The sequence below is a fragment of the Polaromonas sp. genome (genome assembly GCF_039932935.1).
Classification (GTDB): domain Bacteria; phylum Pseudomonadota; class Gammaproteobacteria; order Burkholderiales; family Burkholderiaceae_C; genus Polaromonas.
This window is the reverse complement of the sequence record NZ_JBDTPB010000039.1, coordinates 94,205-111,095: the sequence shown is the minus strand read 5'-3', so window position 1 is coordinate 111,095 and position 16,891 is coordinate 94,205. Positions and strand designations below refer to the sequence as shown.

Sequence of the window (16,891 nt, the reverse complement as noted above, 5' to 3'; positions counted from 1 at the left end):
AAGCGCGGATTGTCGCCCAACAGCCGCGGGCGCTACTGCAACACGGTTTGGCGCACCGCACGCTCCCATTGCGCCATCAACTCGGCCGCCCGGTCGGCGCCCAGCGTGGGCAAAAACTTGCGGTCGGCCCGCCACATGCCCGACAGTTCGTCGGTGCTGCGGTAAACGCCGCTGGACAGCCCCGCCAGGTAGGCGGCCCCCAGCGCCGTCGTTTCGATCACGGCCGGTCGGATCACGGGAATGCCGAGCAGGTCGGCCTGGAACTGCATCAGCAGATCGTTGACGCAGGCGCCGCCGTCGACCCGGAGCTCCGCCACCGGCGCGGCCCCGGCGCCCACGGCGTCCCGGCTCATGGCCTGGAGCAGCGCGGCGCTTTGGTAGGCAATGCTTTCGAGCGCGGCGCGGGCAATATGCGCCACCGTGGTGCCGCGGGTCAAGCCGGTGATGGTGCCGCGTGCATCCGGCTTCCAGTAGGGCGCGCCCAGGCCGGTGAAGGCCGGAACCATCATGACGCCGCCGGAGTCCGGCACGCTTTCGGCCAGCCCTTGCACTTCGGCGCTGCCCTTGATGGCGTGCAGGCCGTCGCGCAACCACTGCACTACGGCGCCGCCGACGAATACGCTGCCCTCCATCGCGTAGGCCAGCGGCGCAGCTCCGGTAGACGTGGGCGCTACCTGCGCCGCACTCGTCGTGAGCAGGCCGTTTTGCGACGTCTGAAACTGATTGCCGGTGTGCATCAGCATGAAGCAGCCGGTGCCGTAGGTGTTCTTTGCCATTCCCGCCTTGAAGCAGGCCTGGCCGAACAAGGCGCTTTGCTGGTCGCCTGCCACCCCGCCAATCGGAATGGCGCTGCCCAGCAGGTCGGCGCGAACGTCACCGTAGTACGCGCTGGAAGGCAATACGGTGGGCATGAGCGAGCGCGGAATACCCAGCAGCTCAAGCAGTTCGTCGTCCCACTGGTTGGTGTGCACATTGAAGAGCATGGTGCGCGACGCGTTGGTGACATCGGTGGCGTGCAGCGCCCCACCGGTCAGTTGCCACATCAGCCAGCTGTCAATGGTGCCGAAAGCCAGTTCGCCGCGCTCGGCCTGCGCGCGCGCGCCGGGCGCGTTGTCGAGCAGCCATTTGAGCTTGGTGCCGGAAAAATAGGCGTCAATCAAAAGCCCGGTTCTGGACTGGATCAGGCTTTCCTTTCCCTGTTCGCGCAACTGGGCGCAGGTGCTTTCGGCGCGCCTGTCCTGCCAGACGATGGCGTGGTGCACGGGCTGGCCGGTCTTGCGGTTCCACAGCGCCGTAGTTTCGCGCTGGTTGGTGATACCGAGCGCGCGGATATCGCTGGACTTGATATTCGCCTTTGCCAGCACTTCACGGGCGGTGGCTAGCTGCGTTCGCCAGATTTCCATCGGATCGTGCTCGACCCAGCCTGGCCGGGGGTAGATCTGCGGCAGCTCCTGCTGGGCCAGCGCCACGATATGGCCGTGTTCGTCAAACACAATGCTGCGGGAGCTGGAGGTCCCCTGGTCGAGTGCGAGAAGGTATGTCATGCGCTGGAGTTTATGAAAGAGGGGCAGCCGCGCACAAGTGCCGCGGGCTCAGGAATGGGCAATTTCGCAGGTAACGCCGGCGTCGTCCAGCAAGGCCGGAAACGGCTCGGGCGGCGGCATGTCGGTGAAAAGGCGGTCGATCTGGGACAGTGTGGCCAGCTCCACCATGGCAGGCCGGTTGAACTTGCTGCTGTCGGCGGCCAGCCAGACTTCGCGCGCATGTTCGATGATGGTCTGGGCCACCTTCACCTCGCGGTAGTCAAAGTCCCGCAGGGAGCCATCGGGTTCAACCCCGGAAATACCGATGACAGCGATGTCGACCCGGAACTGGCGTATGAAGTCGACGGCCGCCTCGCCCACAATGCCGCGGTCGCGCGAGCGCACGACGCCGCCCGCCACGATGACCTCGCAGTCGGTGTTGCCGCACAAAATGCCCGCCACGTTAAGGTTGTTCGTGATGACGCGCAGGCCCTTGTGGTGCAGCAAGGCCTTGGCAATGGCTTCGGTGGTGGTGCCGATGTTGAGAATCAGCGAGCAGTCGTTCGGAATACGCCTGGCCACCGCGCGTGCGATGCGCGCCTTGCCTTCGGCATGAAGGCTTTCGCGCTGGCGATGCGCAATGTTTTCGATGGTGGAGCTGGGCACGCGCACGCCGCCGTGAAAACGCGTCAGCAGGCCGGCTTCCGCCAGGCGCTGCACATCCCGACGGACGGTCTGCAGGGTCACGTCCAATTTCTCTGCAAGCTGCTCGACCGAGGCCGAACCGTGGGTTCGCACGACGTCAAGAAGCTTGATTTGCCTGGGGTTGGAGTTCACGCGGGTTCAAGTTTGAGGGAATAGCAGGGGTCTGGAAACTTTATATCGAAACAAAAGGAAACAAATAAGGGAAAACAATTAGATAAAACAATCACAAAAGAAGAAAAATAGAAAAAAACCGAACTTCATTCAAAGTTTCGCCGGGAGCCCTTTTCTTGTCCACTGCTTCTTCTTGTTTGCCCGCCGCTGCCCCGCCGCAGAGGCTCTGCCGCCGTTTCGGGTCGCTGCGACGCATCTGCAATGGCCCGCTGCACAGGGGGGGCGTGTGATGCAACTGGCCCTGGATCACATCAGCAAAAAAGTCGGTGCCGAACAATGGCTTTATGAGCTGAACCTGGCGCCGCGCAGCGGCGAAGTTACCGTGCTGCTGGGCGCAACGCAGGCCGGAAAGACCAGCCTGATGCGCATCATGGCCGGGCTGGATGTCCCTACGCACGGCAAAGTCCTGGTGAACGCAACCGATGTGACCGGTATGCCGGTGCGTGAGCGCAACGTCGCCATGGTCTATCAGCAGTTCATCAACTACCCTTCGCTGCGGGTGGCGGACAACATCGCCTCGCCTCTGAAGCTGCGCGGCGAAAAGAACATTGACCAGACGGTGCGGAAACTGGCCGAGCGCCTGCATATCGAGATGTTCCTGGACCGCTACCCCGCGGAGCTTTCAGGCGGACAGCAGCAGCGGGTGGCCCTGGCGCGTGCACTGGCCAAGGGTGCTCCCCTGATGCTGCTGGACGAACCACTGGTCAACCTGGACTACAAGCTGCGCGAGGAGCTGCGTGAAGAGTTGACCCAGCTTTTTGCAGCCGGCGATTCCACTGTGATCTATGCCACCACCGAGCCTGGCGAGGCCCTGCTGTTAGGCGGCTATACCGCTGTGATGGACGGCGGCGAACTGCTGCAGTACGGCCCGACCGCCGAGGTATTCCACTCGCCGCGGTCGTTGCGCGTGGCGCGGGCCTTCAGCGACCCGCCCATGAACCTGATGGCGGCGCTGCCGGCGCCGCAAGGCCTGCAGCTGGTGGCAGGGCCGATCCTGGCGCTGGCCTTGCCCGATGCGCCGGCGCAAACCCTGGCCACTCTCACGGCGGGTGTTCGTGGCAGCGCCCTGCGCGTCGAGGCGCGCGAGGGTGATGTGGCGTTGCCGGGAAAGGTCGAGTTGGCCGAAATTTCGGGCTCCGATACGTTTGTTCACGTCGCCACGGCGGTGGGAGAGCTTGTGGCTCAGCTCACCGGTGTGCATTACTTTGAGCTGGGCGCGCCCATCACCTTGTTTCTCAATCCTGCTCAGGTGTATGTCTTTGACGCGGCCGGTGCCTTGCTGTTGGCGCCAGAGCGCAGGGGAGGACTTGCATGAAGCACCTTTTTGCATCGGTTGCTGTGCTGCGGAGGCTTTATGGCGCGCATTGATCTCGATCTGGCCCATGCCTACCGGCCCAACCCGCGCGAAGACAGCGACTACGCGCTGCTGCCCCTTACCATGAGCTTCCGCGATGGCGGCGCCTATGCGTTGCTGGGCCCTTCGGGCTGTGGCAAGACCACCATGCTCAACATCATGTCGGGCTTGCTGGTGCCGTCGCAAGGCACGGTCAAGTTTGACGGCGTGGATGTGACGCATGCGACGCCTCAGCAGCGCAACATCGCGCAGGTGTTCCAGTTCCCGGTGATCTACGACACCATGACAGTGGCCGAGAACCTGGCGTTTCCGCTGCGCAACCGCAAGGTACCGGAAGACCAGATCAAAAAACGCGTCGGTGAAATTGCCGAGATGCTGGACATGAGCGGCCAGCTCAATCACCGTGCGGCGGGCCTGGCAGCCGACGCCAAACAAAAGATATCGCTGGGCCGCGGCCTGGTGCGGTCTGACGTTTCGGCCGTGCTGTTCGACGAGCCACTCACGGTGATTGATCCGCACCTCAAATGGCAGTTGCGGCGCAAGCTCAAGCAGATTCACCATGAACTCAAGCTCACGCTGATCTATGTGACGCACGACCAGGTAGAAGCATTGACCTTTGCCGAAGAGGTGGTGGTGATGACGCGCGGCCGCGCTGTGCAGACGGGCTCGGCCGACGCGCTGTTCGAACGGCCTCGCCACACATTTGTGGGCCACTTCATCGGATCACCCGGCATGAACTTTTTGCCGGGGACGGTCACGGGCGGTGCGATGCGTGTCGCGGGCCGGCCGCTGGCGCTGCCGCCTGAACGTCCCATGCCCGACGGCGAGCTCAAGCTGGGTGTGCGTCCTGAGTACGTGGTGAAGACGGCGCCCGGTGACCCGGCGGCCTTGCCGTTCACGGCCACGCTGGTGCAAGACATTGGCACGCACCTGATGCTGACGGCCCGGATAGGCGAGCACACCCTCAAGGCACGGCTGAATCCGGCCGTGCGGGCGCCGCAAGTGGGCGACGAAGTGTGGTTGCAGGTCATGGGGCCGCACACCTGCCTCTATATCAACGATGAATTGGTGACAGCATGAGCGCAGCGCAGAACCGCTTCAAGCAAGCTCCGGCCCCCTCGGGGGGCAGCGCAGTACACGTAGTGACAAGCGTGGGGGCAAATTCATACGCAGTGCAGAACCGCCTCAAACAAGCTCGAGCCCCTTTGGGGGGTAGCGTAGTACACGCAGTGACAAGCGCAGGGGGCAAGCCATGAGCACGACAACGAAGCCAGTGAATCAAAAAGCCTGGCTGCTGGTGCTGCCGGTCATCATCTGCGTGGCGTTTTCCGCCATCCTGCCGCTGATGACGGTGGTCAACTACTCAGTGCAGGACATCATCTCGCCTGAACGGCGCGTATTTGTCGGTACAGAGTGGTTTGCGTCGGTCATGCGAGACGAAGAACTTCATGCGGCGTTGTGGCGGCAGCTCACTTTCTCTTTGGCTGTATTGGCGGTCGAAATCCCCTTGGGCATCGCGTTGGCACTGTCTATGCCCGCGCAGGGCTGGAAAGCTTCACTGGTCCTGGTGCTGGTGGCGCTCTCATTGCTGATTCCATGGAACGTGGTCGGCACCATCTGGCAAATCTACGGTCGGGCTGACATCGGCCTCTTGGGCGCCATGCTGCAAAAAATGGGCTTTGACTACAGCTACACCGGCAATGCCCTGCATGCCTGGGTGACGGTGTTGCTGATGGACGTGTGGCATTGGACGCCGCTGGTGGCGCTGCTGGGCTATGCGGGCTTGCGCTCCATTCCGGACGCTTACTACCAGGCTGCGCGCATCGACGGGGCCAGCAAGTTCGCGGTGTTTCGCTATATCCAGCTTCCCAAGATGCGAGGGGTACTGATGATTGCCGTGCTGCTGCGTTTCATGGACAGCTTCATGATTTACACCGAGCCTTTTGTGCTGACAGGCGGCGGGCCGGGTAATGCGACGACCTTTCTTTCGCAATACCTTACACAAAAAGCCGTTGGCCAGTTCGACCTGGGCCCTGCGGCGGCTTTCTCGCTGATTTACTTTTTGATCATCCTGCTGCTGTGCTTCATCCTCTACAACTGGATGCAGCGCGTTGGCACGCAGGAAAAGGAGGGTGGTAGTGAATAAGCCCAAGTTCCAGGCGCGCACGCTGTTCCTGATCGCCTACATCTTGTTTGCGCTGTTGCCCATCTACTGGATGATCAACATGAGCTTCAAGACGAATGCCGAGATTTTGTCGAGTTTCTCGTTCTTTCCCCAGCACTTCACCTGGGACAATTACAAGACGATCTTTACCGACCCGTCCTGGTATTCGGGCTACATCAACAGCCTGATCTATGTGGCCATCAACACGGTTATTTCGGTGACTGTGGCTTTGCCGGCTGCGTATGCGTTTTCGCGCTACAGCTTCCTGGGCGACAAGCACGTGTTCTTCTGGCTGCTGACCAATCGCATGACGCCGCCGGCGGTGTTTTTGCTGCCTTTCTTCCAGCTTTACACCACGGTGGGCTTGATGGATACCCACATCGCTGTGGCGCTGGCCCATTTGCTGTTCAACGTGCCGCTGGCAGTGTGGATTCTGGAAGGTTTCATGAGCGGCATTCCGCGCGAAATCGATGAGACTGCGTATATAGACGGCTATTCGTTCCCCCGATTTTTTGTGCGCATCTTCCTGCCGCTGATCAAGGCCGGCGTCGGCGTGGCGGCGTTTTTCTGCTTCATGTTCAGCTGGGTCGAACTGCTGCTGGCGCGCACGCTGACCAGCGTGAATGCCAAGCCCATCGTCGCGACCATGACGCGCACGGTGTCGGCCTCCGGCATGGACTGGGCCACGCTGGCGGCGGCCGGTGTGCTGACCATCGTGCCGGGCGCCATCGTGATCTGGTTTGTGCGCAACTACATTGCCAAAGGTTTCGCGATGGGGAGAGTATGAAACACCCCCGCAGCGCCTTTGGCGCTTCCCCCTTGAGGAGGCATCACCTGCGGTCCGGCGGAGCCGGTTCCGCGATGGCCGCTTGCCTGGGTTCGCGTGCGGCGCTGAGGTCGCTTAATAGGGAGAAGACAGATGTTTGAGTGGATGGCCTGGACGACGCCGGTGGCGATTTTCTTCAGCTGCATCGTGCTGATGCTGGTGGGCATGACGGTGTGGGAGCTGAAGTCCCCGACGACGTTGCGGCGCGGCTTCCTGCCGCTGGAAACAACACGCGGGGATCGCCTTTTCATTGGCTTGCTCAGTGCGGCCTACCTGAACCTTATTTTTGTCGGCATCAGCGGCAAGCTGGCCGGCTGGATGGGGCTGGACGCAGACCCGTCGATCTGGATCAGTTTTGTGTTGTCCATGTTCTTGCTCGCCATCGTCATGCGCAAGGGCTAGCTGTCGTCAACCCAACGTCACTATTAGAAAAAGGAACCCGGCTCATATTCCCCGGAGCCGAACAAGCCTTCAACCACGGGGAGTGAACCAATGAGGAGACAAATCATGAAGATGCGTTATACGGCCCTGGCAGTGGCCGCAGTGTGTGCCATGGCCAGCCCCGGCTGGGCCGGCGAAGCCGAGGCGAAGAAGTGGATTGACAGCGAATTCCAGCCCTCTACGCTGTCCAAGGACAAGCAGCAGGCGGAGATGAAGTGGTTCATCGATACGGCCAAGAAATTGCAGGCCAAAGGCGTCAAGGAAATCTCGGTCGTGTCCGAGACCATCACGACCCACGAATACGAATCGAAAACCTTGGCCAAAGCCTTTGAAGAGATCACCGGCATCAAGGTCAAGCACGACATCATCCAGGAAGGCGACGTAGTGGAGAAGCTGCAAACCTCCATGCAGTCGGGCAAGTCGATTTACGACGGCTGGATTTCCGATTCCGACCTGATCGGCACCCACTACCGCTACGGCAAGATCCTGGCGTTGTCGGACTACATGGCCGGCGCGGGCAAGGAATACACCAACCCGGGCCTGGACCTCAAGGACTTCATCGGCACCAGCTTCACCACGGCGCCCGACGGCAAGCTCTACCAGCTGCCCGACCAGCAGTTCGCCAACCTGTACTGGTTCCGCGCCGACCTGTTCGCGCGCAAGGACTTGCAGGACAAGTTCAAGGCCAAGTACGGCTACGACCTGGGTGTGCCGCTGAACTGGAGCGCCTATGAGGACATCGCCGAGTTCTTCACCAACGACGTGAAGAACATCGACGGCAAGCCCATCTACGGCCACATGGACTACGGCAAGAAGGACCCATCGCTCGGCTGGCGGTTTACCGATGCCTGGCTGTCGATGGCCGGCACCGCCGACAAGGGCATTCCCAACGGCATGCCAGTGGACGAATGGGGCATTCGCGTGGCAGCCGACAAATGCACGCCGGTGGGCGCCTCGGTGTCTCGCGGCGGCGCTACCAATTCGCCGGCTGCGGTCTATGCTCTGACTAAGTACGTGGACTGGATGAAGAAATACGCGCCCAAGGAAGCCAACGGAATGACCTTCGGCGAAGCCGGCCCGGTACCTGCCCAGGGCCAGATCGCTCAGCAAATCTTCTGGTACACCGCGTTTACAGCCGACATGACCAAAAAAGGTTTGCCGGTGGTGAATGATGACGGCACGCCCAAATGGCGCATGGCCCCTGGCCCGAACGGCCCCTATTGGAAACAGGGCATGCAAAACGGCTATCAGGACGTGGGCTCCTGGACCTTCTTCAAGGACCACGACGCCAACAAGGTGGCTGCCGCCTGGCTGTATGCGCAGTTCATCACTTCCAAGACCGTTTCGGCCAAGAAGTCGGCAGTGGGCCTGACCTTCATCCGCGATAGCGACATCCATCACGATTACTTCACCAAGAACGCTGCCAAATACGGCGGCCTGATCGAGTTCTACCGCAGCCCGGCCCGCGTGGCATGGACGCCGACCGGCAACAACGTGCCCGACTACCCCAAGCTGGCGCAGCTGTGGTGGAAAAACGTGGCGCAGGCGGTGACGGGCGAGAAAACCCCGCAAGGCGCGATGGACACGCTGGCTGACGAGATGGACCAGGTGATGGGGCGCCTTGAGCGCGCCGGCATGGCCCACTGCGCGCCCAAGCTCAATCCCAAGGGTGACCCGGCAAAATGGCTGAGCGACAAGGGCGCACCGTGGGCCAAGCTGGCCAACGAGAAGCCGAAGGGCGAAACCATCAACTACGACAAGTTGCTGCAGGCCTGGAAAGACGGAAAAGTACGCTGATCGGCGTGGCTGTGCGGTGCGCAAGCACTGCACAGCTTTTTTTGATTCAGGCTATTGCAACAAGCGCCGGTGTAAGCTCGGCGCACTTTTTACCAATGGGTTTGTATGGAAACGGGAAACAAGGCCCATGACGCTGAATTAGCGCCCGCGCACACGCGGCGCCAGGATTTGATAGACCGGCTCGCTGAGCCTCATCAATACGATATCGCCATCATTGGCGGCGGCGCGACCGGCCTGGGCGTCGCGCTGGATGCGGCGGCGCGCGGATTTTCCGTCGTGCTGGTCGAGTCGCACGACTTTGCCAAGGGCACATCGTCCCGCGCCACCAAGCTGGTGCATGGCGGCGTGCGTTATCTGGCGCAAGGCAATATTTCGCTGGTGCGTGAGGCCTTGCATGAGCGCACGACGCTGCTGGCCAATGCGCCGCACCTGGCGCAACCGTTACCGTTCGTCATGCCTTCCTACAAGTTTTGGGAGGCGCCTTTTTATGGCGTGGGACTCAAGATGTATGACGCGCTGGCCGGCAAGGCCGGTCTGGGCGCCACAGAATTTCTGAGCAGGCAGGAAACCCTGGCCTGCCTGCCCACGGTGCAGCCGCAGCACCTCAAGGGGGGGGTCAAGTACTGGGACGGCCAGTTTGACGACGCCCGCCTCGCGCTGGCCCTGGCCCGCACGGCAGCCCGCCAGGGCGCGCTGCTGGTCAATTACTGTGAGGCTTCTGGCCTCATCCACGAGGATGGCAAACTGGTCGGCTTGCACGCGCGCGACCAGGAAACCGGCCGCACGTTCGAAATCAGGGCGGGCTGCGTGGTAAATGCGGCGGGTGTCTGGGTGGACCAGTTCCGCCTGCAGGACGGCCAGGCCACCGGCCGGAACCCCAAGCCCATGGTGGCGCCCAGCCAGGGCGTGCATATCGTGGTGGATCGTTCCTTTTTGCCCACGGATCATGCCTTGTTGGTGCCAAAGACCGCCGACGGCCGCGTGTTGTTCGCAGTACCCTGGCTGGGAAAAACCATCCTGGGAACCACCGATACCCCGCGCCACGACCTGGCGCGCGAGCCCTTGCCCTTCAAGGATGAGGTCGATTTCATCCTGCGGGAATCAGCCCGTTACCTCAGCCGTGCCCCCGGCCCGGCCGACATCAAGAGTATCTGGGTGGGGCTTCGGCCCTTGGTCAAGCCGCCGGATGACGACGCCGGTAGTACCCAGGCGTTGTCACGGGAGCATACGGTGCTGGTCAGTAAAAGTGGCCTCGTGACGGTGACCGGCGGCAAGTGGACCACCTATCGGGCGATGGCTGAAGATGTCCTGGCGAAGTGTGCGGATGCCGCCTTGCTCTCAAGTCGACCATCGGGCGCTACCACCCATTTAAAGCTAGTGGGCGCTAACTCTTCGCATCATAAAATCAGCGAAACACCAGGCATTCATCTGTACGGAAGCGAGGCCGCTGCGGTCGAAGGCCTGCCGGGTGCCGGGCGTGAACTCGGCGGGGGTCTGACGGAGGCCATGGTGCGATTTGCTGCCCGTCATGAATACGCCCGCACCGTGGAAGATGTGCTGGCCCGCCGTTCCCGCTTGCTGTTTCTTGACGCCGCGCTGGCCAGAACACTGGCTCCCGAAGTGGCCGCCTTGCTCCAGGAGGAGAACGGGATCGACCCGAAACTGGAAGCCTTTGTGGCGCTTTGCGCTCAATACCTGGCCTTGCCAGTTTGAGCTATACAGCGATCAATTCGCTATAAAAATAATAGCTGCTTGCGCCCGTCCATATTGCCTTAAGGCCGGATTTGATGGTGAAAAAGCGGCCGGAATGAGATGGCCGTGTCGACCAATGTGACCAAAAGATGTGAGAACTTAAGAAGGCCGCGCGGCAGTGTTGCTGGTTATTTTGCAACGGCCGGTTGACAGCCTGAAATGATTTGGTGATAATCGTGGGCTTCGCTCTAAAAAGGCGAGGAATTCTGCCTAACGGAAGCATTGCAAGTGGTTTGCGGTGTGGACGACGGGCCCAAGACTGATTGGCTGGTGGCTGTAAAAGGTTGCCTTCCGGTGCAAGTTGGGAACACATTTAAATGATTCAAACGCAATCCAAGCTCGATGTTGCTGACAACACGGGTGCCAAGTCCGTGATGTGCATCAAGGTTCTGGGCGGCTCCAAGCGCCGGTACGCCAGCGTTGGTGACGTCATCAAGGTGAGCATCAAAGAAGCCGCTCCGCGTGGCCGCGTCAAAAAAGGCGAGGTTTATAGCGCTGTGGTCGTTCGTACCGCCAAGGGCATCCGCCGCGGCGACGGCTCGCTCGTTAAATTCGATGGCAACGCAGCAGTGTTGCTTAACGCCAAGCTGGAGCCAATCGGCACCCGCATCTTCGGACCAGTGACGCGCGAACTGCGCACTGAAAAGTTCATGAAGATCGTGTCCCTGGCTCCTGAAGTTCTGTAAGGACTCGCCATGAACAAAATCCGTAAAGGCGACGAGATCATCGTGATCGCTGGTCGCGACAAAGGCAAGCGCGGCAAGATTTCGCTGCGCAAGGACGACAGCTACGTGCTGGTGGACGGGATTAACCTGGTGAAAAAACACACCAAGCCCAATCCCCTCAAGGGTACCACCGGCGGTATCGTCGAAAAAAGCATGCCGATTCACCAGTCGAACGTGGCAATTTTTAATGCCGCCACCGGCAAGGCGGATCGCGTTGGCATCAAGCTCCTGGCAGACGGCAAAAAAGTGCGCGTCTTCAAGTCCAGCGGCGAAGAAATCAAGGTTGCATAACATGGCAAAGACCGCACCTGTACAAGCTGCTTCGCAGGCTCGCCTGCAAGCCCAGTACCGCGAAAAAATCGCCCCTGGCCTGATTGAAAAATTCGGCTACACCTCGCCTATGCAGGTTCCTCGCATCACCAAGATCACGCTCAATATGGGTGTGAGCGAGGCTGTTGCCGACAAGAAGGTCATGGACAACGCCGTCGGCGACATGACCAAGATTGCCGGCCAGAAGCCCGTCGTGACCAAGGCCAAGAAGGCTATCGCCGGTTTCAAGATCCGCGAAGACCTGCCCATCGGCTGCATGGTGACCCTGCGCGGCGTGAAGATGTATGAGTTCCTCGATCGTTTCGTCACCGTGGCCCTGCCCCGCGTGCGTGACTTCCGCGGTATTTCCGGTCGGGCCTTCGATGGCCGCGGAAACTACAACATCGGCGTGAAAGAGCAGATCATTTTCCCTGAGATCGAGTACGACAAGGTTGACGCCTTGCGCGGCCTGAATATCAGCATCACCACAACGGCGAAGACCGATGAAGAGTGCAAGGCACTTCTCACCGCTTTCCGTTTTCCGTTCAAGAACTGAGGCGGGACATGGCAAAACAAGCTTTACTGCAACGTGAACTGAAGCGCGAAAAACTCGCTGCCAAGTTCGCCAAAAAATACGCTGAGCTCAAGGCGACGTCCAACGACGCCAAACGCTCCGATGAAGAGCGCCAGCTGGCCCGTCTCGAGCTGCAAAAGTTGCCTCGTAACGCCAACCCCACCCGCCAGCGCAACCGCTGCGCGATCACGGGTCGCCCGCGTGGCACGTTCCGTCAATTCGGTCTGGCTCGCGCCAAGATCCGCGAGTTGGCTTTTGCTGGTGATATCCCTGGTATCACCAAGGCAAGCTGGTAAGCAATAGGAGAACCCCAAATGAGTATGAGTGATCCTATCGCCGACATGTTGACCCGCATCCGCAATGCACAAATGGTTGAAAAAGCTGTTGTGCTGGTGCCGTCGTCAAAAGTCAAAGTTGCTATCGCGCAAGTGTTGAAGGATGAGGGCTACATCGATGGCTTCTCCGTCAAGACCGACGAAGGCAAGTCCCAGCTGGAAATCGCCCTGAAGTATTACGCAGGCCGCCCCGTGATTGAGCGCATTGAGCGCGTCAGCCGCCCCGGTCTTCGTGTGTACAAAGGTCATGGCGCCATTCCCCAGGTCATGAACGGCCTTGGTGTGGCAATTGTCACGACACCCCAGGGTGTTATGACTGATCGTAAAGCCCGCGCTACCGGTATCGGTGGTGAAGTGCTTTGCTACGTGGCCTAACGGCGGCATTGAGGAGAAACTGAAATGTCTCGTGTAGGAAAAATGCCGGTCGCCATACCTCAGGGTGTGGATGTGGCAATGAAAGAAGGGCAGATCAACGTCAAGGGTGCCCTCGGCACTTTGGCGCTGACGCAAAACGCGCTTGTCACCATCAAAAATGATGCCGGCAAGCTGACTTTTGTACCCGCCAATGAATCCCGTGAAGCCAATGCCATGAGCGGCACGATGCGTCAGCTCGTGAACAACATGGTAACGGGCGTGACCAAGGGTTTTGAGAAGAAGCTCAGTCTGATCGGTGTGGGCTACAAGGCCCAGGCCCAGGGCGCCAAGCTGAATCTGACCGTAGGTTATTCGCATCCCGTGATCATGGACATGCCCGCAGGCATCACCGTCGCGACCCCGACCCCCACGGAAGTGGTGATCAAGGGTTCGGACCGCCAGCGTGTTGGTCAGATCGCCGCCGAAGTTCGTGCTGTTCGTCCTCCCGAGCCTTACAAGGGCAAGGGCATCCGCTATGTGGATGAGAAGATCACGATCAAAGAAACCAAGAAGAAATAAGGAGCTGCATCATGTTGACCAAAAAAGAGCAGCGCCTTCGTCGTTCACGCCAGACCCGCATCCGCATTGCTACGCAAGGTGTTGCACGTTTGACCGTGAATCGCACCAATCTGCACATCTACGCCAGTGTTATTTCTGGCGACGGCACCAAGGTCCTGGCCGCTGCTTCCACCGCGGAAGTGGAAGTTCGCAAGGAAATCGGCGCTTCGGGTAAGGGTGGAAACGTTGCTGCTGCGCAAGCCATTGGCAAGCGCATTGCCGAAAAGGCAAAAGCAGCAGGTGTAGAAAAAGTGGCGTTTGATCGCGCCGGTTTTGCGTACCACGGCCGCGTTAAAGCGCTGGCTGATGCGGCTCGCGAAGCTGGTTTGCAGTTCTAAGCAGACTGGAATTAAGTATGGCTAAGTTTCAAGCAAAACAGCAAAACGACGCTCCAGACGATGGTCTGAAGGAAAAAATGATCGCGGTCAACCGCGTGACCAAAGTTGTGAAGGGCGGCCGTATTCTCGGTTTCGCCGCACTCACAGTGGTTGGTGACGGTGACGGCCGTGTCGGCATGGGCAAGGGCAAGTCGAAAGAAGTGCCTGCCGCTGTGCAGAAGGCCATGGAAGAAGCGCGCCGCAACATGACCAAGGTCTCGTTGAAGAACGGCACGATTCACCACAACGTATTCGGCCACTGGGGTGCTGCCAGCGTCATGATGGCGCCGGCTCCCAAGGGTACCGGCATCATCGCCGGCGGTCCGATGCGCGCTGTGTTCGAAGTCATGGGCATCACCGACATCGTGGCCAAGAGCCATGGTTCGAGCAATCCCTACAATATGGTGCGTGCCACCATGGATGCACTGAACAATTCCACGACCGCTTCTGAAATTGCGGCCAAACGTGGCAAATCAGTCGAAGAAATCTTCGGCTAAGGCGGCATTGAAATGACCAAAGAAACCAAAGTAAAAGTCCAGCTGGTTCGCAGCCCGATTGGCACCCAGGAATCACACCGCGCCACCGTGCGCGGTCTGGGCCTGCGTGGCGTCAACAGCGTCAGCGAATTGCAGGACACGCCCGCAGTGCGCGGCATGATCAACAAGATCAGCTATCTGGTCAAGATTGTCTGAGCGCAGGCTCGCTAGGAATTCAAAATGGAATTGAACACCATCAAGCCAGGCGAAGGCGCCAAGCATTACAAGCGACGTGTCGGTCGCGGAATTGGCTCCGGTCTGGGTAAAACATCTGGACGCGGCCACAAGGGTCAAAAATCACGTGCAGGCGGCTACCACAAGGTGGGCTTCGAGGGCGGTCAAATGCCTATGCAGCGTCGCTTGCCAAAGCGTGGTTTCAAATCGCATCTGCTCAAGTTCAACGCTGAAGTTACCTTGAGCGCCCTGGAGCAGCTCGGTCTGGCCGAGGTGGATCTGTTGGCGCTGAAGACCGCTGGCCTGGTGGGCCAGCTTGCCAAGAACGTCAAGATCATCAAGACCGGTGAACTGACCAAGGCTGTGAAGCTGAATGGTATTTCCGCCACGGCGGCTGCCAAGGCTGTCATTGAAGCCGCTGGCGGCTCCATTGCTTAATATCTGACTGGAAACTCAGTGGCAACCAACTCAGCTCAAATCGCGAAAACCGGTAAGTACGGTGATTTGCGCAATCGGCTTGTGTTTTTGCTGCTGGCTCTCGTGGTGTACCGCATCGGCGCGCACATCCCGGTGCCAGGGATTGATCCTGGCCAGCTCAAGGAGCTGTTCAAGGGCCAACAAGGCGGCATATTGAATTTGTTCAATATGTTCTCTGGTGGTGCCCTGTCGCGTTTTACGGTATTTGCCCTGGGCATCATGCCGTATATCTCGGCCTCGATCATCATGCAATTGCTGACGTATGTCGTTCCGACATTCGAGCAGATGAAAAAAGAAGGCGAAAGCGGTCGGCGCAAAATTACGCAGTACACACGGTACGGTACTCTAGCCCTCGCATTGTTCCAGTCCATGGGCATTGCCGTGGCGCTCGAGAGTTCGCCGGGTCTGGTGCTGGCTCCGGGCTTCGGTTTTCGCATGACAGCCGTGTTCAGTCTGACGGCCGGCACGATGTTTCTGATGTGGCTGGGCGAGCAGATCACTGAGCGTGGCTTGGGTAACGGCATATCGATCCTGATTTTTGCAGGTATTGCGGCTGGCTTGCCAAATGCCATGGGCGGCTTGCTCGAGCTGGTGCGAACGGGTGCCATGAGCATTCTTGTGGCCATTGTGATCGTCGCAGTTGTGGTGTTGGTGACCTATTTCGTGGTGTTTGTGGAGCGGGGTCAGCGCAAGATTCTTGTGAACTATGCCAGGCGGCAGGTTGGCAACAAGGTTTATGGTGGACAGTCTTCCCATCTGCCGTTGAAGCTGAACATGGCAGGTGTGATCCCTCCGATATTCGCTTCTTCGATTATTTTGTTGCCTGCTACGGTTGTCGGCTGGTTTAGTACTGGTGAAAGCATGCGTTGGTTGAAAGATATCGCCAGCACACTGACACCAGGCCAGCCCATCTACGTGATGCTGTATGCCAGCGCGATTGTGTTTTTCTGCTTTTTCTACACGGCTCTGGTGTTTAACAGCCGTGAAACAGCAGATAACCTGAAAAAGAGCGGTGCGTTCATTCCCGGCATTCGGCCTGGAGATCAGACGGCCCGCTACATTGACAAGATCCTGGTGCGCTTGACGCTGGCAGGTGCGGTTTACATCACATTCGTGTGCTTGCTGCCGGAGTTTTTGATTTTGAAATACAACGTGCCCTTCTATTTTGGAGGAACGTCGCTGATGATTATTGTCGTGGTGACCATGGATTTCATGGCCCAGGTGCAGAACTACATGATGTCGCAACAGTATGAGTCGTTGCTAAAAAAGGCGAACTTCAAGACGTCACTGGGCGGTTAACTGGGTATTTGATGGGATATGTCTAAAGACGACGTGATTCAGATGCAGGGGGAGGTTGTAGAAAACCTTCCCAATGCAACTTTCAGGGTCAAACTTGAAAATGGACACGTAGTACTAGGGCACATCTCGGGGAAAATGCGAATGCACTACATCCGTATTCTTCCCGGCGACAAGGTGACGGTTGAATTAACGCCTTACGATTTATCAAGGGCACGAATTGTTTTCCGTGCCAAGTAGGCACAGAGTGAAAGTTTAGGAGAATAGAAATGAGAGTTTCAGCTTCGGTCAAGAAAATTTGCCGCAACTGCAAAGTTATCCGTCGCAAGGGCGTTGTCCGTGTGATTTGCACAGACCCACGCCACAAACAGCGTCAAGGCTGA

General features: G+C 59.2%; 22 protein-coding genes. 20 read left to right on the top strand and 2 right to left on the bottom strand.

Annotation, left to right across the window (positions count from 1 at the left end; all coding sequences use genetic code 11):
• Positions 1–32: 32 nt before the first annotated feature.
• Both glpK and ABI546_RS06570 read right to left on the bottom strand, forming a co-directional pair.
• Positions 33–1,544: a glycerol kinase GlpK gene (gene glpK / locus ABI546_RS06575; RefSeq protein WP_348045276.1), complete on the bottom strand. Its 1,512-nt coding sequence runs from the start codon at positions 1,542–1,544 to the stop codon at positions 33–35.
• Between the two features lie 48 nt (positions 1,545–1,592).
• Complete coding sequence (locus tag ABI546_RS06570) at positions 1,593–2,360, bottom strand: DeoR/GlpR family DNA-binding transcription regulator (RefSeq protein ID WP_348045274.1); 768 nt, start codon at positions 2,358–2,360, stop codon at positions 1,593–1,595.
• Positions 2,361–2,628: 268 nt separating this feature from the next.
• On the opposite strand from ABI546_RS06570, the gene ABI546_RS06565 reads away from it, so the two are divergent.
• The 20 genes from ABI546_RS06565 to rpmJ all read left to right on the top strand — a co-directional run bounded on the left by ABI546_RS06565 (position 2,629) and on the right by rpmJ (position 16,891).
• On the top strand, positions 2,629–3,714 hold the full coding sequence (locus ABI546_RS06565) for an ABC transporter ATP-binding protein (RefSeq protein ID WP_348045272.1): 1,086 nt from the start codon (positions 2,629–2,631) through the stop codon (positions 3,712–3,714).
• A gap of 39 nt (positions 3,715–3,753) precedes the next feature.
• Positions 3,754–4,833 carry an ABC transporter ATP-binding protein gene (locus ABI546_RS06560; RefSeq protein ID WP_348045270.1) on the top strand — a complete coding sequence of 360 codons (1,080 nt, stop codon included), beginning with the start codon at positions 3,754–3,756 and terminating at the stop codon, positions 4,831–4,833.
• 172 nt (positions 4,834–5,005) lie between these two features.
• The gene (locus tag ABI546_RS06555; RefSeq protein WP_348045268.1) at positions 5,006–5,899 is read left to right on the top strand and encodes a sugar ABC transporter permease; all 894 of its coding nucleotides are present in this window, start codon (positions 5,006–5,008) and stop codon (positions 5,897–5,899) included.
• The gene (locus ABI546_RS06550; protein WP_348045266.1) at positions 5,892–6,704 is read left to right on the top strand and encodes a carbohydrate ABC transporter permease; all 813 of its coding nucleotides are present in this window, start codon (positions 5,892–5,894) and stop codon (positions 6,702–6,704) included. The genes ABI546_RS06555 and ABI546_RS06550 overlap by 8 nt, the downstream gene beginning before the upstream one ends.
• Before the next feature lie 132 nt (positions 6,705–6,836).
• Entirely contained in the window at positions 6,837–7,145 is a 309-nt protein-coding gene (locus ABI546_RS06545) for a DUF2160 domain-containing protein (RefSeq protein ID WP_348045264.1), read from the top strand.
• A gap of 105 nt (positions 7,146–7,250) precedes the next feature.
• A complete protein-coding gene (locus tag ABI546_RS06540; protein ID WP_348045262.1) occupies positions 7,251–8,981 on the top strand; it encodes an ABC transporter substrate-binding protein in 1,731 nt (576 codons plus the stop codon).
• 105 nt (positions 8,982–9,086) lie between these two features.
• Positions 9,087–10,694 carry a glycerol-3-phosphate dehydrogenase/oxidase gene (locus ABI546_RS06535; protein WP_348045260.1) on the top strand — a complete coding sequence of 536 codons (1,608 nt, stop codon included), beginning with the start codon at positions 9,087–9,089 and terminating at the stop codon, positions 10,692–10,694.
• Positions 10,695–11,050: 356 nt separating this feature from the next.
• Positions 11,051–11,419 carry a 50S ribosomal protein L14 gene (gene rplN / locus ABI546_RS06530; protein ID WP_007869247.1) on the top strand — a complete coding sequence of 123 codons (369 nt, stop codon included), beginning with the start codon at positions 11,051–11,053 and terminating at the stop codon, positions 11,417–11,419.
• Positions 11,420–11,428: 9 nt separating this feature from the next.
• Positions 11,429–11,749, top strand: coding sequence for a 50S ribosomal protein L24 (rplX, locus tag ABI546_RS06525; protein ID WP_348045257.1), 321 nt, complete (start codon positions 11,429–11,431; stop codon positions 11,747–11,749).
• Between the two features lies 1 nt (position 11,750).
• Positions 11,751–12,323 carry a 50S ribosomal protein L5 gene (rplE, locus tag ABI546_RS06520; protein ID WP_092130238.1) on the top strand — a complete coding sequence of 191 codons (573 nt, stop codon included), beginning with the start codon at positions 11,751–11,753 and terminating at the stop codon, positions 12,321–12,323.
• A gap of 8 nt (positions 12,324–12,331) precedes the next feature.
• On the top strand, positions 12,332–12,637 hold the full coding sequence (gene rpsN / locus ABI546_RS06515; RefSeq protein ID WP_188709725.1) for a 30S ribosomal protein S14: 306 nt from the start codon (positions 12,332–12,334) through the stop codon (positions 12,635–12,637).
• Between the two features lie 18 nt (positions 12,638–12,655).
• Positions 12,656–13,051, top strand: coding sequence for a 30S ribosomal protein S8 (gene rpsH, locus ABI546_RS06510; RefSeq protein ID WP_122954342.1), 396 nt, complete (start codon positions 12,656–12,658; stop codon positions 13,049–13,051).
• A 24-nt stretch (positions 13,052–13,075) separates the two neighbouring features.
• Positions 13,076–13,609 carry a 50S ribosomal protein L6 gene (gene rplF / locus ABI546_RS06505; RefSeq protein WP_348045254.1) on the top strand — a complete coding sequence of 178 codons (534 nt, stop codon included), beginning with the start codon at positions 13,076–13,078 and terminating at the stop codon, positions 13,607–13,609.
• 11 nt (positions 13,610–13,620) lie between these two features.
• On the top strand, positions 13,621–13,986 hold the full coding sequence (rplR, locus tag ABI546_RS06500; protein ID WP_007869273.1) for a 50S ribosomal protein L18: 366 nt from the start codon (positions 13,621–13,623) through the stop codon (positions 13,984–13,986).
• Between the two features lie 17 nt (positions 13,987–14,003).
• Entirely contained in the window at positions 14,004–14,522 is a 519-nt protein-coding gene (gene rpsE / locus ABI546_RS06495) for a 30S ribosomal protein S5 (protein WP_348045252.1), read from the top strand.
• 12 nt (positions 14,523–14,534) lie between these two features.
• Positions 14,535–14,717, top strand: a complete 183-nt coding sequence (rpmD, locus tag ABI546_RS06490) for a 50S ribosomal protein L30 (protein ID WP_348045250.1) — start codon at positions 14,535–14,537, stop codon at positions 14,715–14,717.
• A gap of 24 nt (positions 14,718–14,741) precedes the next feature.
• A complete protein-coding gene (rplO, locus tag ABI546_RS06485; RefSeq protein WP_348045248.1) occupies positions 14,742–15,173 on the top strand; it encodes a 50S ribosomal protein L15 in 432 nt (143 codons plus the stop codon).
• Between the two features lie 18 nt (positions 15,174–15,191).
• Positions 15,192–16,511 (top strand): preprotein translocase subunit SecY, encoded by a 1,320-nt coding sequence (gene secY / locus ABI546_RS06480; protein ID WP_348045246.1) that lies wholly within the window; start codon positions 15,192–15,194, stop codon positions 16,509–16,511.
• Between the two features lie 18 nt (positions 16,512–16,529).
• On the top strand, positions 16,530–16,748 hold the full coding sequence (gene infA / locus ABI546_RS06475; protein ID WP_007869286.1) for a translation initiation factor IF-1: 219 nt from the start codon (positions 16,530–16,532) through the stop codon (positions 16,746–16,748).
• A 29-nt stretch (positions 16,749–16,777) separates the two neighbouring features.
• On the top strand, positions 16,778–16,891 hold the full coding sequence (gene rpmJ / locus ABI546_RS06470) for a 50S ribosomal protein L36 (RefSeq protein WP_028820150.1): 114 nt from the start codon (positions 16,778–16,780) through the stop codon (positions 16,889–16,891).

Coding starts and splice junctions, on each gene's coding strand:
- glpK (WP_348045276.1), bottom strand. CDS start 1,544: ATGACATACCTTCTCGCACTCGACCAGGGGACCTCCAGCTCCCGCAGC.
- rpsH (WP_122954342.1), top strand. CDS start 12,656: ATGAGTATGAGTGATCCTATCGCCGACATGTTGACCCGCATCCGCAAT.
- ABI546_RS06555 (WP_348045268.1), top strand. CDS start 5,006: ATGAGCACGACAACGAAGCCAGTGAATCAAAAAGCCTGGCTGCTGGTG.
- rpsN (WP_188709725.1), top strand. CDS start 12,332: ATGGCAAAACAAGCTTTACTGCAACGTGAACTGAAGCGCGAAAAACTC.
- rpmJ (WP_028820150.1), top strand. CDS start 16,778: ATGAGAGTTTCAGCTTCGGTCAAGAAAATTTGCCGCAACTGCAAAGTT.
- rpmD (WP_348045250.1), top strand. CDS start 14,535: ATGACCAAAGAAACCAAAGTAAAAGTCCAGCTGGTTCGCAGCCCGATT.
- ABI546_RS06545 (WP_348045264.1), top strand. CDS start 6,837: ATGTTTGAGTGGATGGCCTGGACGACGCCGGTGGCGATTTTCTTCAGC.
- ABI546_RS06565 (WP_348045272.1), top strand. CDS start 2,629: ATGCAACTGGCCCTGGATCACATCAGCAAAAAAGTCGGTGCCGAACAA.
- ABI546_RS06560 (WP_348045270.1), top strand. CDS start 3,754: ATGGCGCGCATTGATCTCGATCTGGCCCATGCCTACCGGCCCAACCCG.
- rplN (WP_007869247.1), top strand. CDS start 11,051: ATGATTCAAACGCAATCCAAGCTCGATGTTGCTGACAACACGGGTGCC.
- rplR (WP_007869273.1), top strand. CDS start 13,621: ATGTTGACCAAAAAAGAGCAGCGCCTTCGTCGTTCACGCCAGACCCGC.
- rplE (WP_092130238.1), top strand. CDS start 11,751: ATGGCAAAGACCGCACCTGTACAAGCTGCTTCGCAGGCTCGCCTGCAA.
- rplO (WP_348045248.1), top strand. CDS start 14,742: ATGGAATTGAACACCATCAAGCCAGGCGAAGGCGCCAAGCATTACAAG.
- rpsE (WP_348045252.1), top strand. CDS start 14,004: ATGGCTAAGTTTCAAGCAAAACAGCAAAACGACGCTCCAGACGATGGT.
- rplF (WP_348045254.1), top strand. CDS start 13,076: ATGTCTCGTGTAGGAAAAATGCCGGTCGCCATACCTCAGGGTGTGGAT.
- ABI546_RS06535 (WP_348045260.1), top strand. CDS start 9,087: ATGGAAACGGGAAACAAGGCCCATGACGCTGAATTAGCGCCCGCGCAC.
- rplX (WP_348045257.1), top strand. CDS start 11,429: ATGAACAAAATCCGTAAAGGCGACGAGATCATCGTGATCGCTGGTCGC.
- infA (WP_007869286.1), top strand. CDS start 16,530: ATGTCTAAAGACGACGTGATTCAGATGCAGGGGGAGGTTGTAGAAAAC.
- ABI546_RS06540 (WP_348045262.1), top strand. CDS start 7,251: ATGAAGATGCGTTATACGGCCCTGGCAGTGGCCGCAGTGTGTGCCATG.